The sequence below is a fragment of the Streptomyces sp. NPDC020801 genome, from assembly GCF_044334385.1.
In the GTDB taxonomy this organism is placed as follows: domain Bacteria; phylum Actinomycetota; class Actinomycetes; order Streptomycetales; family Streptomycetaceae; genus Streptomyces.
The window spans coordinates 1-14,164 of the sequence record NZ_JBIRST010000012.1 but is presented as its reverse complement, the minus strand read 5'-3'; the positions used below and the strand labels follow the sequence as shown (position 1 = coordinate 14,164).

Below are 14,164 nucleotides of genomic sequence, written 5' to 3'. Positions count from 1 at the left end.
TGCGGAATCCCTAGGGTGGATCACGGCAGAGGGGGGACTCTTGCGCGATCTTCGAACGTTCACACTGTCCGGGTACGACAAGGGGCGCGGGATCGTCAGCCAGGCGGTCTGGTTCTGCGTGATGAACACGTTGTTCATGGCCTGGTTCTGTCCGGCCCGGCTGCGGGTGGCGCTGCTGCGGGCCTTCGGCGCGAGGATCGGCGAAGGAGTGCTGATCCGGCACCGGGTCCGCGTCCTGTGGCCCTGGAAGCTGAGCGTCGGCGACCACACCTGGATCGGCGAGGGCGCCTGGCTGCTGAACCTGGAGCCGGTCACCATCGGCTCCCACGTGTGCGTCTCCCAGGAGGCGCTGCTGTGCACCGGCAGCCACGACCACCGCACCACCGACTTCCGGTACCGCAACGCACCGGTCACGGTGGAGGACGGCGCCTGGATCGCGGCGCGCGCCACCGTGCTCGCGGGCGTGACGGTCGGCCGGCACGCGGTGGTCTCGGCGGGCACGGTCCTCGCCCGTGACCTGCCGGAACTCACCCTGCACACGGCCGACGGCACCCGCCCGCTGAAGGAGCCCGGGCACCATCCGGCCGCCGCGAAGGAGCGCACCCGGTGAGAGCCCTGCACGCGGTCACCCTGCACACCCCCACCCAGGCCTTCGGCGGGCCCGTCCGGGTCGCAGTGAACCTCACCGCCGGACTCGCCGCGCGGGGCGTGGACTCAAGGATCGTCGCCCTCGGCTCCGGCTTCGACGGGCCGCTGCCCGCCGACGTCGACGGCCGCCCCGCCCGCCTCTACCCGGCCCGGCGCGTGCTGCCCGGCGCCGGCTTCAGCGGGATCACCTCGCCGGCGCTGCTGGCGGGCGCCCGCCGGCTGGTGCGCGGCGCGGACGTGGTCCACGTCCACCTCGCCCGGGACCTGGTCACCCTGCCGATCGCGCTGGCCGCGCTGGGCGCGAGGCGCCCGCTGGTCGTGCAGACCCACGGCATGGTCGACCCCAGCGACAAGGCCCTCGCCAAGCTGCTGGACGCCGTCGCCGTACGCCGGGTGCTGCGCCGCGCGGACGCCGTGCTGCACCTGACCTCCTACGAACGCAGGGCCCTGGACGCCGTGCTGGGCGGCAAGGACCCCGGCAACGGCGTGCGGCTGGTCAACGGCGTGCCCGCACAGGACCGCCGCCCGCGCCCGCCCGGACCGCCCCGGCTGCTCTACCTGGCCCGGATGCAGGCCCGCAAACGCCCCGCGGACTTCGTCGCCGCCGCCCCCGAGGTGCTCCGCAGGCACCCCGGCGCCCGGTTCGTGCTCGCCGGCGCGGACGAGGGCGAGCTCGGCAGGGCGCTGAAGCTGGCCGGGGAACTGGGCGTGGCCGGCTCCGTCGACTACCTGGGCACCCTCGCCCCGGGCGCCGTCCTGGACGAGCTGCGCCGCGCCCATGTGCACGTGCTGCCGTCGGTGGACGAGCCGTTCCCGATGTCGGTGCTGGAGGCGCTGTCGGTGGGCGTGCCGTCGGTGGTCACCCCGACGAACGGGCTCGGCGACGACCTCGCCCGCGCCGGCGCGGGCCGGGTGGCGGCCACGCCGGAGGCGCTCGCGGGGGAGATCCTGGCCCTGCTGGACGCCGGCGCGAACGACCGCGCCTCGGAGGCGGCCTGGCAGCTGTCCCGTACCTCCTTCTCGCTGGAGGCGGTCGCCGACCGCCTCCACACGCTCTACGCGTCCCTCGGCTGAGGTGGGGGCCGCCCGGCCGGCGGCCCCCACCCCGAGCGGATCAGGTGCGCGCCCAGGCGTAGCACCCGGTGGACGTGAAGGTCCTCGTGCCTTTCCCGATCGTGACCGTGTGCTGTCTGCCCGAGGTGCCGTCCAGGGACCACGAGCAGTCCTTCGACGGCGTCAGGGCGCGGTAGGTGCCGGGCGCCGGGGCGGCGTGGGTGCCGTCCGCGTAGCCGCCGCGGGTCGCGGCGACCAGCGGCTTCAGGTCCGGGCAGAGCCCGTCCACGGCGGCCTCGGCCCCTTTGATGTCACCCGCGATGACCGCGCCCACGGCCGCGTCCCGGTCGATCTTCGCCGTGTGGGCGAGCCGGTCGCAGACGTCCTGCCCGGCCTGCAGGATCGCCGCCGGGTCGGTGCCCTGGGGCACGCGGCCGGCCAGGTACTTCTTCTCCTTCTTGGTGAACGACCCGGTGGCCGGAGTCAACCGGCCGTCCGGGACGGTGTTCCGCGGGCCCTGGGAGGCGTTCGCGGGGGCCCTGCCGGACGCAGCCGTACCGGAAGGACCGTCCTGCGACGGTGTGGGTGCCGCCGAGGCGGCCGGGCGCGGCGCCGCGCTCCCGTCCGCCCCGGTGTGCCGCTCGCCCCCGCCCGAACTGCCGCACGCCGCCAGCAGCAGCGGCAGCACGGCGAGGGCCGCCGGCGCACTTCTTCTCATCAGGCGCCCGACCCCCGCTGGTAGTGCGTCAGCACCTGGCTCGCCGACAGGGCCTTGCCGTAGACGGCCACCTCGTCGATCAGCCCGGTGAAGTACGGGCTGGACGGCGCGTTCGTCCAGGACGAGCCCAGGGTGTCGCCGCCGACCCGCCAGTAGCCGGTGCCGGACTCGTTGCCGGTGACCAGGATGTTGGAGGTGCGCAGGCTGCCGTCGACGTACAGCTTCATGCCGGCGCTGCTCTCGGTGGCGACCACGTGGTGCCACTTGCCGTCGTTGTACGACTGCGAGGTGGTGACCGTCCGCACCGACCCGGGGTACACGCCGAAGACGAGCCGCCCGTTGTTGGTCATGTAGACGTGCTTGTCGTACCGCGTGGACGTCAGCTGCACCTTGTTGCCGAAGCCGATGAGCTTGCCGCCGTTGGTGCTGGTGGTCTTGAACCACAGCTCCAGCGAGAACGCGGACGGCGCGCTGTGCGGCTTGTCGGTGTACGTCCACTCGTGCTGCGAGCCCGTGTAGCCGGCCGCCGAGCCGGAACCGGCCGCCGCGTCGGTGACGGCCTGTGTCGGCGCGTTCCAGTGCACCCCGCTGTCGTCGCCGCTGGAGCTGTCGGCCGCGTAGGCGCCCGAGGTCTCGCCGAAGCGCCAGTACAGGGAGGCTCCGTCACCCCGCACGGCCGCCGTGTAGGCGTCGGCGGCCGAGGCCACCTTCACCGACTGCGCGGTGGACTTGGCGGAGGTGTTGGTGCCGTCGGTGACGCTGACCCGGTACGAGTGCGTCTCGCCCGCGGTCACGTTGGTGTCCGTCCACGACAGCTGCGGCCGGGACCACGGCAGGGAGTCGGCGGACACCTCGTAGACCGGGGTGGTGGCGCCGTCCTTGTAGACCCGGTACGTCAGGTGGCTGTCGTCGGTGTCGTAGCTGGAGCGCCAGTGCACGGCCACCTGGCCGGCCTCGACGCTCTCCACCTTCACCTGCGGCACGGTCGGCGCCCCGGTGTCCGGGCCGGAGGAGACCCGGGTCAGGGACTGCTGCGCGGAGCCGCCCACGGTGGTGAACTCGCCGCCCACCCACAGGTAGTCGGTGCCGCCCTTTGGGGCGAGGGTGAACACGCGCGGGCCGATGCCCTCGCCGATGCCGTCGTTGGTGTCCGGGGCCCAGCCCACCAGCTTCGCGTCGTTGATGCCCTCGGCCAGCAGATGGCGGCGCTGCCCGTCCGGGTACTCGCCCATCGAGGAGCAGTCGTGCGCGTGCGAGGCGCTGTAGACCAGGCCCTTGTACAGCTGCAGTGCCTGGGTGGCACCGAGGCAGGTGTCCCGCCAGCGCTGGGCGAAGGTGTCCGGCTCGAAGGCCGTCCGCCCGTCGAAGACGCCCCCGCCGGTGCCCTCGTTGGCGGTGTAGACGCCGGTCGCGTCGGCGGTGATGTCCTTGACGACGGAGGTGTCCGGGAAGAAGCCGCGCGGGTAGTTCCGGGTCACCGCGCCGGTGGTGGCGTCGGTGATGGCCAGGGCGTGCGAGTCGCTGCCGTTGACGGTGAAGAAGTCGCCGCCGACCGCCACGTGCCGTCCGTCCGCGGTGACCTCCACCGCCCGTCCCGGAGCGTCCGCGTTCGCGGTCCAGGGGGTCAGCGCACCGCCGGTGTCCACGCCGGCGAACCGCTGCCGGGTGGTGCCGTTGACGCTGGTGAAGTCGCCGCCGAAGTACACCGTGTCGCCGGTCACCGACAGCGCCCGCACGGTGGCCGGCACCGAGGGACGGAAGTCGCTGCGGGGCGTGCAGGTGGCGATGTCGATGGCGACCAGGCTGCTCGCACCGACCCCGTTGACCGCGCCGAAGTAGCCTCCGGCGTAAAGGGTCTTGCCGTCCGGGGACACCGCGAGCGCCCGCACGGTGGCGGTGCCGCTGCCGACGGTGAAGGACAGCCGGCAGTCGGTGGGCGCGCCGGTGGCCGCGTCGAAGGCGGCGAAGTTCACCGCCGACTGCTCGCCGCTGCCGCCTGCGGCGGTGCCCGCGGGGCGGATCGCCGAGAAGGTGCCGCCCGCGAACACCACCCCGTTCGCCTGGGCGAGGGCGTACACGACGCCGTTGGTCTGCCAGGTCGAGAGGCTGTCGGCGGTCAGGGCCACCGGCGCCGTGAGCGCGGAGGCGCCGGTGGCGGTGAGCGGCAGGCAGAGCAGCGGGGCGGCCGCCGCGAGGGCGAGCGCGGTGAGGCTCCTGCGGTGTTTGGACCTGCGGCTCAGCCGCCTGGGCTGTGTGGATCTGCCGTGCATGGTTTCTCCTAGCGGTGCGAGCGGGTGGTACTGGGTGCTGTGGGGGGCGTCCCTGGGGCGTGGGGGTGCCGGAAGGTACGAAGGGGCCGGGCGGCCCGGCGGAGGGGGGAGGCCGGGCCGCCCGGCGGTGAGGGAGGGTTCAGGGGTGGCGGGTGCCGGTGGCGGTGGTGCGGCTCACCGGTCCACGCGTACGGTGGTGCCGGCCAACTCGTCCGCCAGGCGGGCCACATCGGCGTCCACCATGATCCGGGCGAGTTCCCGCACCTTCACGGACGGCTGCCAGCCCAGCAGTTCCGCGGCCTTGGAGGCGTCCCCGATCAGGGCGTCGACCTCGCTGGGGCGCTCGTACTTGGGGTCGTAGCGGACGAACTCGGTCCAGTCCAGGCCGGCGTGGGAGAAGGCGACCTCGAGGAACTGCCGTACGGTCACGGCCTCGCCGGTGGCGACCACGTAGTCGTCGGGCACGTCCCGCTGGAGCATCCGCCACATCGCCTCGACGTACTCGGGCGCGTAGCCCCAGTCCCGCACCGCGTCCAGGTTGCCCAGGTAGAGACGGTCCTGCAGACCCGCCTTGATCCGGGCGACCGCACGTGTGATCTTGCGGGTCACGAAGGTCTCGCCGCGGCGTGGCGACTCGTGGTTGAACAGGATGCCGTTCACGGCGAACATGCCGTACGCCTCACGGTAGTTGACGGTCGCCCAGTAGCCGAAGACCTTCGCGCAACCGTACGGGCTGCGGGGATGGAACGGCGTCCTCTCGTTCTGCGGCGGCGGCGTCGCGCCGAACATCTCCGAGGAGGAGGCCTGGTACAGCCGGGTCTCGATGCCGCTGGCCCGCACCGCCTCGAGGAGCCGGATCGTGCTCAGCCCGGTCACGTCACCCGTGTACAGCGGCGCGTCGAAGGAGACCCGCACATGGGACTGGGCGCCCAGGTTGTACACCTCGTCGGGCTTGAGGTCGCGCAGCAGGTTCACCAGCGCCACCCCGTCCGACAGGTCGGCGTGGTGCAGGATGAAGGACCGCTCGGGCTGGTCGGGGCCCTGGTAGATGTGGTCGATCCGCTCGGTGTTGAAGCTCGAGGAGCGGCGGATCAGGCCGTGCACGGTGTAGCCCTTGCCCAGCAGCAGCTCCGCCAGATACGACCCGTCCTGGCCGGTGACCCCGGTGATCAGCGCCGACTTGCCCATTCAGTACCCCCTCCGACGCGACCAACCGGTCACGTTTTCATGTGAATTGCCCTGCATTTTCGAGGATCGTCCCGTGAGGGCACCGGCCGCTGGCACAATCCGCGCATGACTGCTGACGCTTCGCCCACGCCCGAGGCCGGGCCCGCGGCGCCCTCGTCGTCGCCCTCGCCCTCGCCCTCGCCCTCGTCCTCGTCCTCGGCCGCGCTGCTCCCGCGCGCGGCCCGCGTGTTCGTCGCGGGTCATCGTGGCCTGGTCGGGTCCGCGGTGGCCCGTCGGCTGGCCGCCGACGGACACGAGGTGATCACCCGCCCCCGGGAGCAGCTCGACCTGCGCGACGCGGCACGGACCGAGGCCTTCCTGCGCGACGCCCGCCCGGACGCCGTCGTACTGGCCGCCGCCAAGGTCGGCGGGATCATGGCCAACAGCACCTACCCGGTGCAGTTCCTGGAGGACAACCTGCGGATACAGCTGAGCGTGATCGCCGGCGCGCACACCGCGGGCGTCCCGCGTCTGCTGTTCCTCGGATCGTCCTGCATCTACCCCAAGCTCGCCGAGCAGCCGATCCGTGAGGAGTCGCTGCTCACCGGCCCGCTGGAGCCGACCAACGAGGCCTACGCCATCGCCAAGATCGCCGGCATCACCCAGGTCCAGTCCTACCGCCGCCAGTACGGCGCCTCGTACATCAGCGCCATGCCTACCAACCTCTACGGCCCCGGCGACAACTTCGACCTGGCCACCTCGCATGTGCTGCCCGCCCTGGTCCGCCGCTTCCACGAGGCCCGCGCCGGCGGGGCGCCCGAGGTGGTCCTGTGGGGCACCGGGACCCCGCGCCGGGAGTTCCTGCACGTCGACGACGTGGCCGCGGCCTGCGCCCTGCTCCTGGAGCGCTACGACGGCGACGGGCCGGTCAACATCGGCTGCGGCGAGGACCTGCCGATCAGCGAACTCGCCGAAACGGTAAGAGAGGTGACGGAATATCAGGGCAGGATCGTGTGGGACACGGGCAAGCCCGACGGCACCCCGCGCAAGCTGCTGGACGTCTCCCGGCTGACCGCCCTCGGCTTCAAGCCGGCCGTGGCGCTGCGGGACGGCATCGCCGCGACGTACGAGTGGTGGCTGTCCCAGCAGCGGACCGGCTGAGCCTCCCGGCTCCGGGGCCCGGCGCGCGGCCCCGGCCCCGGGGCGGCCCGTGCGGCACCCCTGGCGCATCGGCGGGCTCCCTCAGTAGGCCCCGCGGCCGTCGACGACGGCGCGCAGGGTCCGGGTCATGATCTCCACATCGGTGGCGACCGACCAGTTGTCGACGTACCAGAGGTCCAGCGAGACCGTCTCGTCCCAGGAAAGGTCCGAGCGCCCGCTGACCTGCCACAGCCCGGTCATGCCCGGCCTGACGGCCAGCCGCCGCAGCTCGGTGGGGCTGTAGTGGGCCACCTCGTCGGGCAGCGGAGGACGCGGACCAATCAGGGACATGTCACCCCGAAGTACGTTGAAAAGCTGGGGCAGTTCGTCCAGGGACAGCCTGCGCAGCACGGCCCCGAGCGGCGTGACGCGCGGGTCGCGGCGCATCTTGAACATGTGCCCGTCGTGCTGGTTGGCGCCGGAGCGCGCGAGCTCGGCCCGCCGGGCCTCCGCGTCGGCCACCATCGTGCGGAACTTCCACATGGTGAACGGCTCACCACCGAGCCCACAGCGCGCCTGCCGGTGGAACACCGGCCCCGGCGAGGTGCAGCGCACGGCCAGCGCGAGCGCCCCGAACAGCGGTGCCAGCAGGACCAGCCCCAGTGCCGCGCCCAGCCGGTCAAGCAGTGACTTCAGCCACGGCTGCCCGAACTCCTGGGCGGGCGGCGTCACCTGAAGCACCGTCAGCCCGGCTGCGGTGGTGGGCCGCACCCGTGCCTCCGCGACCTCGGCGAGCCCCGGCACCACGGCGAGCTGCAACCCGGCGCCGTGCAGCGCCCAGGTCACGTGCCGCAACCGCTCGCCGGTCATCCGCAGCCCCGGCACCACCAGGGCGACGTCCGCCTCGAAGTCCGCGACGGCGCGCAGTACGGCGTCCGCGTCACGGGCGCGGTCGGTGGTGGTGGCCGCCAGCCGCTCCGCGACCGGCATGCCGCAGCTCACGGCCTGGAAGCCGACCGGGACCACTCCCACGACCACGTACGCGTGGTCCGTGCGGGAGGCCAGGCGTCCCACGACGTGGTCCACGGCGGCCGGCTCGCCCACCACCAGGGCCCGGCGCACGGCCCGGGCCTCGCGGCGCTGCCGGTTCAGATGCAGTTTCGTCATCGGCGCGACCGTCGCGCTCAGCGCCAGTCCCGGGGTGAGCGCGGCGAGCGCCAGGGTCGGCCGCGGGCCGTTGTCCAGGTCGGAGAGGGTCAGTGCCAGCGCCAGGATCCCGGCCAGCAGCACCCAGTCCCGTAAAGCGGCCAGCACGCCCCAGGACTCGCCGAGCCGCTGGGCGGCGTACCGGCGCCGGGTCGCCCGGATGGCCGTCCACACGCCCGCGCCGACCAGTCCGCCGAGCGCGGGCACGTTCTGGCCGTCGGCGGCCAGCGCCGTGGCGAGCGGGACGCCGATCCCGCAGGTGTCCGTGAGTACCGCCAGCGGCCGGTACCAGCGGGCCTTGTTGTCACCCGTTCGGACCATCGGCCTGCCTCGGCCCGGCGCGGGTCTCCCCGCTCCTGTGGGTCTCTCCGCTCCTGCGGGTCTCCCCGCTCCCGCGGGCCCGTTTCCCTCGATCCCTGCGGGGCGCCCCTTCGGGTGAATCGTTTCCCTGGCTTCCTCTGCCGCCCTCGTCGCACCCCCGGGCGTCTCCTCCGCCTCCGGTGCTCCGGCGGACTCCGACACGCCGACTTCCCGCATGTGCCCCCCAGCCATACGCTGCCGTCACAGGCCCATCCGGCTCCCGCGTTCCCCACCGAACGGATGTGCCCAAGTGATCGAGGACCCTATGCCACAACTGTGCGCGTCGGCCGAGGTTTTCGAGAAATTCATAGGAATTCGGTGAAGGAGTTCACAACTGGCCTTCACGCCGTGCTCACCTGATGCTGGGGGAAACCGCCCCGAAACAGACGGTGGACGCGAGTGTCCGTTGCGTGAGGGGTGGTGGGTCGACCCGGTATCGGGTACATACGATCCAGTAGCACCGGTCAGTAACGTACCGCTCCCAAGATCCCTATTCGCGGCGAGGTGAGCCTCATGTCCGCACCAACTGCCAACAAGCCCACCGTCACCGAGCGCGAGGCACGCGAGGTGGCGGAGGCCGCCCGGGAACAGGACTGGCGCAAGCCCAGCTTCGCCAAGGAACTGTTTCTCGGCCGCTTCCGGCTCGACCTCATCCACCCGCACCCGCTCCCGGCCGACGACGACGTCCAGCGCGGCGAGGAGTTCCTCGCCAAGCTGCGCGACTTCTGCGAGACGAAGGTGGACGCGGCCCGGATCGAGCGCGACGCGCAGATCCCCGACGAGGTCATCACCGGGCTCAAGGAGCTCGGCGCGCTCGGCATGAAGATCGACACCAAGTACGGCGGCCTGGGCCTGACCCAGGTCTACTACAACAAGGCCCTGGCCCTGGCCGGCTCGGCCAGCCCCGCGATCGGAGCCCTGCTCTCCGCGCATCAGTCGATCGGAGTACCGCAGCCGCTGAAGATTTTCGGCACCCGGGAACAGAAGGACACCTTCCTGCCGCGCTGTGCCCGCACCGACATCTCGGCGTTCCTGCTGACCGAGCCCGATGTCGGGTCGGACCCGGCACGCCTGGCGACCTCGGCCGTCCCGGACGGGGACGACTACGTGCTCGACGGGGTCAAGCTGTGGACGACCAACGGCGTGGTGGCCGACCTCCTTGTCGTCATGGCACGGGTACCGAAGTCCGAGGGCCACCGCGGCGGCATCACCGCCTTCGTCGTCGAGGCCTCCTCCGAGGGCGTCACGGTGGAGAACCGCAACGCCTTCATGGGCCTGCGCGGCATCGAGAACGGCGTCACCCGCTTCCACCAGGTGCGCGTCCCGGCCACCCACCGCATCGGCGAGGAGGGGCAGGGCCTGAAGATCGCGCTGACCACCCTCAACACCGGCCGGCTGTCCCTGCCCGCCATGTGCGCCGGCGCCGGCAAGTGGTGCCTGAAGATCGCCCGCGAGTGGTCCGCGGCCCGCGAGCAGTGGGGCAGGCCGGTCGCGCTGCACGAGGCGGTCGGCTCGAAGATCTCCTTCATCGCGGCCACCACCTTCGCTCTGGAGGCGGTCCTCGACCTGTCCTCCCAGATGGCCGACGAGAACCGCAACGACATCCGCATCGAGGCCGCCCTCGCCAAGCTCTACGGCTCCGAGATGGCCTGGAAGATGGCCGACGAGCTGGTCCAGATCCGCGGCGGCCGCGGCTTCGAGACCGCCGCCTCCCTCGCCGCCCGCGGCGAGCGCGCCGTCCCCGCCGAGCAGATGCTGCGCGACCTGCGCATCAACCGGATCTTCGAGGGCTCCACCGAGATCATGCACCTGCTGATCGCGCGCGAGGCGGTCGACGCCCATCTCTCGGTCGCCGGCGACCTCATCGACCCCGACAAGTCCCTGTCGGACAAGGCCAGGGCAGGCGCGAACGCGGGTGTCTTCTACGCCAAGTGGCTGCCGAAGCTGGTCGCGGGCGCCGGGCAACTCCCGCGCTCCTACGCCGAGTTCCATCCGGCCGGCCACGTCGACCTGTCCTCGCACCTGCGCTACGTCGAACGCCACGCCCGCAAGCTCGCCCGCTCCACCTTCTACGCCATGTCCCGCTGGCAGGGCCGGATGGAGACCAAGCAGGGCTTCCTCGGCCGGATCGTCGACATCGGCGCCGAACTGTTCGCGATGAGCGCCGCCTGCGTCCGTGCCGAACTCCTGCGCACCCAGGGCGACCACGGCCGCGAGGCCTACCAGCTCGCCGACGCCTTCTGCCGCCAGTCCCGCATCCGCGTGGAGGAGCTCTTCAACCGCCTGTGGACCAACACCGACGACCTCGACCGCAAGGTCGTCAAGGGCGTCCTCGGCGGCGCCTACGAATGGCTGGAGGAAGGCGTCATCGACCCGTCCGACGACGGCCCGTGGATCGCGGAGGCGGCACCCGGCCCCTCCCGGCGGGACAACGTGCACCGGCCGATCCGGTAGCAGCCGGCCGCCGGCCGCCCGGGCCCGGCCCCGCCGCCGGTGACGAACCGGAACACGCAGGGGCGCGGGCCCGCGGCCGCCGGGCCATGGCGCCGGGTGGAGCCGTACGGCCGGGGGCACGGATGGTGCCCCCGGCCGTACGGCTCCACCGCCGGACAGGTGCCTGGGCCCACCCGGAGGACGCGCTGTCCTCCCCGGCACCCGTTGCGGCCACAATGGGGGAATGAGCGACAGTCCAGTCCCCCTCGCCGATCCGCATCTCGTCTTCGACCCCGTCGCCGGGGACGGGCCCAGGGACGTGGTGGTCCTCGGGTCCACCGGGTCCATCGGCACCCAGGCCATCGACCTCGTGCTGCGCAACCCGGACCGCTTCCGGGTGACCGGGCTCTCCGCCAACGGCGGGCGGGTCGGTCTCCTCGCCGAGCAGGCCTACCGGCTCCGGGTGCGGACCGTGGCCGTGGCGCGCGAGGACGTCGTACCGGCGCTGCGGGAGGCGCTCTTTGCCCAGTACGGGACTGCCCGGCCGCTGCCCGAGATCCTCGCCGGGCCCGACGCGGCCACCCAGCTGGCCGCCTCCGACTGTCACACCGTCCTCAACGGCATCACCGGGTCCATCGGCCTCGCCCCGACCCTCGCCGCCCTGGAGGCGGGCCGCACCCTCGCGCTCGCCAACAAGGAGTCGCTCATCGTCGGCGGCCCGCTGGTCAAGGCGCTCGCCAAGCCGGGGCAGATCATCCCCGTGGACTCCGAGCACGCCGCCCTCTTCCAGTCGCTCGCGGCCGGTACCCGCGCAGACGTACGAAAGCTCGTCGTCACCGCCTCCGGCGGCCCCTTCCGGGGACGTACCAGGGAGCAGCTGGCGAACGTCACCGTCGAGGACGCCCTCGCCCACCCCACCTGGGCCATGGGACCGGTGATCACGATCAACTCCGCCACCCTCGTCAACAAGGGGCTGGAGGTCATCGAGGCACACCTGCTGTACGACATTCCCTTCGATCGCATTGAGGTCGTCGTGCACCCGCAGTCGTATGTCCACTCGATGGTTGAGTTCACCGACGGTTCCACACTCGCCCAGGCGACGCCCCCCGACATGCGCGGGCCCATCGCCATCGGTCTCGGCTGGCCCGAACGGGTCCCCGACGCCGCGCCCGCCTTCGACTGGAGCAGGGCGTCGACCTGGGAGTTCTTCCCGCTCGACAACGACGCCTTCCCCTCCGTCGGCCTCGCCCGGCACGTGGGCCGGCTCGCCGGGACCGCCCCGGCCGTGTTCAATGCGGCCAACGAGGAGTGCGTCGACGCGTTCCTGCGCGGCACACTGGCCTTCGACGGGATCATGGAGACCGTGACACAAGTGGTCGAGGAACACGGGACACCCCGCACGGGAACTTCGCTCACCGTGCCGGACGTCCTCGAAGCAGAGACCTGGGCCCGTGCCCGGGCCCGGGAACTGACAGCGCAGACGGCGACCGCGGAGGCGCGTGCATGACGTCCCTGATGATGATCCTCGGCATAGTCGTCTTCGTGATCGGCCTGCTGGTCTCGATCGCCTGGCACGAACTGGGGCATCTGTCCACCGCCAAACTCTTCGGCATCCGCGTGCCGCAGTACATGGTCGGCTTCGGCCCCACCGTCTGGTCGCGGAACAAGGGCGAGACGGAGTACGGCATCAAGGCCATCCCGTTCGGCGGCTACATCCGCATGATCGGCATGTTCCCGCCGGGTGACGACGGCCGGATCGCCGCGCGCTCCACCTCGCCCTGGCGGGGGATGATAGAGGACGCCCGCTCGGCCGCCTTCGAGGAACTCAGGCCCGGCGACGAGAACCGCCTGTTCTACAAGCGCGCCCCGTGGAAGCGGGTCATCGTGATGTTCGCGGGTCCCTTCATGAACCTGATCCTCGCGGTCGCGCTGTTCCTCACCGTCCTCATGGGCTTCGGCATCTCGCAGCAGACCACCTCGGTCAGCTCGGTCTCCCAGTGCGTCATCGCCCAGAGCGAGAACCGCGACACCTGCAAGAAGACCGACGCCCCCTCCCCGGCCGCCGCCGCGGGCCTCAAGGCCGGCGACCGGATCGTCTCCTTCGACGGGGTGAGGACGGACAACTGGAACCGGCTCTCCGACCTCATCCGGGCCAACCCCGGCAAGCAGGTGCCGATCGTCGTCGACCGCAAGGGCCAGGACGTGACCCTGCACGCGAAGATCGCCACCAACCAGGTCGCCAAGAAGGACTCCCACGGCCAGATCGTCCAGGGGCAGTACGTCACGGCCGGCTTCCTCGGCTTCAGCGCCGCCACCGGCATCGTCCGGCAGGACTTCGGCCAGTCCGTGACCTGGATGGGTGACCGCCTCGGCGAGGCCGTCGACTCCATCGCGAGCCTGCCCGGCAAGATCCCGGCACTGTGGAACGCCGCCTTCGACGGCGCCCCCCGTCAGCCGGACTCCCCGATGGGCGTGGTCGGCGCGGCCCGCGTCGGCGGCGAGATCTTCACCCTGGACATCCCGCCCACGCAGCAGCTGGCCATGGCCCTGATGCTGGTCGCCGGCTTCAACCTCTCCCTGTTCCTCTTCAACATGCTCCCCCTCCTCCCGCTCGACGGCGGCCACATCGCCGGCGCCCTGTGGGAGTCGCTGCGCCGCCAGCTCGCCAGGGTGCTGCGCCGCCCGGACCCGGGCCCGTTCGACGTGGCGAAGCTGATGCCGGTGGCCTATGTGGTGGCCAGCATCTTCATCTGCTTCACCGTCCTCGTCCTGATCGCCGACGTGGTCAACCCGGTGAAAATCTCCTAGCCACCCGCTGTTCAGGGCGGCCGGGCGGGCCTTGCGCCCGGCCGCCTTCCAACGAGTGGGTTTGCCGGGTGGGATGTGCTCGCGGGAGCGGCCGTGCCGTAATCTCGAAGCCTGGAGCCCGCCGCTGAACGGGGCCGGACCTTGATCCACGACTTGGGGTTGCACAGCAGATGACTGCGATTTCTCTCGGCATGCCGTCCGTTCCGACCAAGCTCGCCGAGCGCCGGAAGAGCCGGCAGATCCAGGTCGGCACCGTGGCGGTGGGCGGAGACGCCCCGGTGTCGGTGCAGTCGATGACCACGACCCGTACGTCGGACATCGGCGCCACCCTGCAGCAGATCGCGGAACTGACCGCGTCCGG

General features: G+C 72.0%; 11 protein-coding genes. 7 read left to right on the top strand and 4 right to left on the bottom strand.

Going from position 1 to position 14,164, the window contains the following annotated elements:
- Positions 1–40: 40 nt before the first annotated feature.
- A complete protein-coding gene (locus ACH4UM_RS24265) occupies positions 41–610 on the top strand; it encodes a WcaF family extracellular polysaccharide biosynthesis acetyltransferase (protein ID WP_398182969.1) in 570 nt (189 codons plus the stop codon).
- On the top strand, positions 607–1,722 hold the full coding sequence (locus ACH4UM_RS24260; RefSeq protein WP_398182966.1) for a glycosyltransferase: 1,116 nt from the start codon (positions 607–609) through the stop codon (positions 1,720–1,722). Before ACH4UM_RS24265 ends, ACH4UM_RS24260 begins: the two co-directional genes overlap by 4 nt.
- A 40-nt stretch (positions 1,723–1,762) precedes the next feature.
- Here the strand turns inward: ACH4UM_RS24260 and ACH4UM_RS24255 are convergent, their stop codons facing one another.
- From ACH4UM_RS24255 to gmd, 3 genes are all read right to left on the bottom strand, one after another.
- Positions 1,763–2,419, bottom strand: coding sequence for a hypothetical protein (locus tag ACH4UM_RS24255; RefSeq protein ID WP_398182963.1), 657 nt, complete (start codon positions 2,417–2,419; stop codon positions 1,763–1,765).
- The gene (locus ACH4UM_RS24250) at positions 2,419–4,689 is read right to left on the bottom strand and encodes a LamG-like jellyroll fold domain-containing protein (protein WP_398182960.1); all 2,271 of its coding nucleotides are present in this window, start codon (positions 4,687–4,689) and stop codon (positions 2,419–2,421) included. The genes ACH4UM_RS24255 and ACH4UM_RS24250 overlap by 1 nt, the downstream gene beginning before the upstream one ends.
- A gap of 174 nt (positions 4,690–4,863) precedes the next feature.
- Entirely contained in the window at positions 4,864–5,877 is a 1,014-nt protein-coding gene (gene gmd / locus ACH4UM_RS24245; protein WP_398182957.1) for a GDP-mannose 4,6-dehydratase, read from the bottom strand.
- 105 nt (positions 5,878–5,982) lie between these two features.
- Here gmd and ACH4UM_RS24240 point away from each other — a divergent pair, with 105 nt between their 5' ends.
- Positions 5,983–7,017: a GDP-L-fucose synthase family protein gene (locus tag ACH4UM_RS24240; RefSeq protein WP_398182954.1), complete on the top strand. Its 1,035-nt coding sequence runs from the start codon at positions 5,983–5,985 to the stop codon at positions 7,015–7,017.
- A gap of 81 nt (positions 7,018–7,098) precedes the next feature.
- Here ACH4UM_RS24240 and ACH4UM_RS24235 read toward each other — a convergent pair whose 3' ends face one another.
- Entirely contained in the window at positions 7,099–8,523 is a 1,425-nt protein-coding gene (locus ACH4UM_RS24235) for an exopolysaccharide biosynthesis polyprenyl glycosylphosphotransferase (protein ID WP_398182951.1), read from the bottom strand.
- Between the two features lie 552 nt (positions 8,524–9,075).
- Here ACH4UM_RS24235 and ACH4UM_RS24230 point away from each other — a divergent pair.
- From ACH4UM_RS24230 to ACH4UM_RS24215, 4 genes are all read left to right on the top strand, one after another.
- Positions 9,076–11,016, top strand: a complete 1,941-nt coding sequence (locus tag ACH4UM_RS24230) for an acyl-CoA dehydrogenase family protein (RefSeq protein WP_398182948.1) — start codon at positions 9,076–9,078, stop codon at positions 11,014–11,016.
- A 223-nt stretch (positions 11,017–11,239) separates the two neighbouring features.
- Positions 11,240–12,502 (top strand): 1-deoxy-D-xylulose-5-phosphate reductoisomerase, encoded by a 1,263-nt coding sequence (gene dxr, locus ACH4UM_RS24225; RefSeq protein ID WP_398182945.1) that lies wholly within the window; start codon positions 11,240–11,242, stop codon positions 12,500–12,502.
- Between the two features lie 8 nt (positions 12,503–12,510).
- Positions 12,511–13,803: a M50 family metallopeptidase gene (locus ACH4UM_RS24220; RefSeq protein WP_398183564.1), complete on the top strand. Its 1,293-nt coding sequence runs from the start codon at positions 12,511–12,513 to the stop codon at positions 13,801–13,803.
- A 170-nt stretch (positions 13,804–13,973) separates the two neighbouring features.
- Positions 13,974–14,164: flavodoxin-dependent (E)-4-hydroxy-3-methylbut-2-enyl-diphosphate synthase (locus tag ACH4UM_RS24215; RefSeq protein WP_398182942.1), on the top strand; the 191-nt coding region annotated here is incomplete at its 3' end.

What these genes read in the sequence shown, in the direction of transcription:
- ACH4UM_RS24255 (WP_398182963.1), bottom strand. Translation starts at nt 2,419, where the DNA reads ATGAGAAGAAGTGCGCCGGCGGCCCTCGCCGTGCTGCCGCTGCTGCTG.
- ACH4UM_RS24250 (WP_398182960.1), bottom strand. Translation starts at nt 4,689, where the DNA reads ATGCACGGCAGATCCACACAGCCCAGGCGGCTGAGCCGCAGGTCCAAA.
- gmd (WP_398182957.1), bottom strand. Translation starts at nt 5,877, where the DNA reads ATGGGCAAGTCGGCGCTGATCACCGGGGTCACCGGCCAGGACGGGTCG.
- ACH4UM_RS24240 (WP_398182954.1), top strand. Translation starts at nt 5,983, where the DNA reads ATGACTGCTGACGCTTCGCCCACGCCCGAGGCCGGGCCCGCGGCGCCC.
- ACH4UM_RS24235 (WP_398182951.1), bottom strand. Translation starts at nt 8,523, where the DNA reads ATGGTCCGAACGGGTGACAACAAGGCCCGCTGGTACCGGCCGCTGGCG.
- ACH4UM_RS24230 (WP_398182948.1), top strand. Translation starts at nt 9,076, where the DNA reads ATGTCCGCACCAACTGCCAACAAGCCCACCGTCACCGAGCGCGAGGCA.
- dxr (WP_398182945.1), top strand. Translation starts at nt 11,240, where the DNA reads ATGAGCGACAGTCCAGTCCCCCTCGCCGATCCGCATCTCGTCTTCGAC.
- ACH4UM_RS24220 (WP_398183564.1), top strand. Translation starts at nt 12,511, where the DNA reads ATGATGATCCTCGGCATAGTCGTCTTCGTGATCGGCCTGCTGGTCTCG.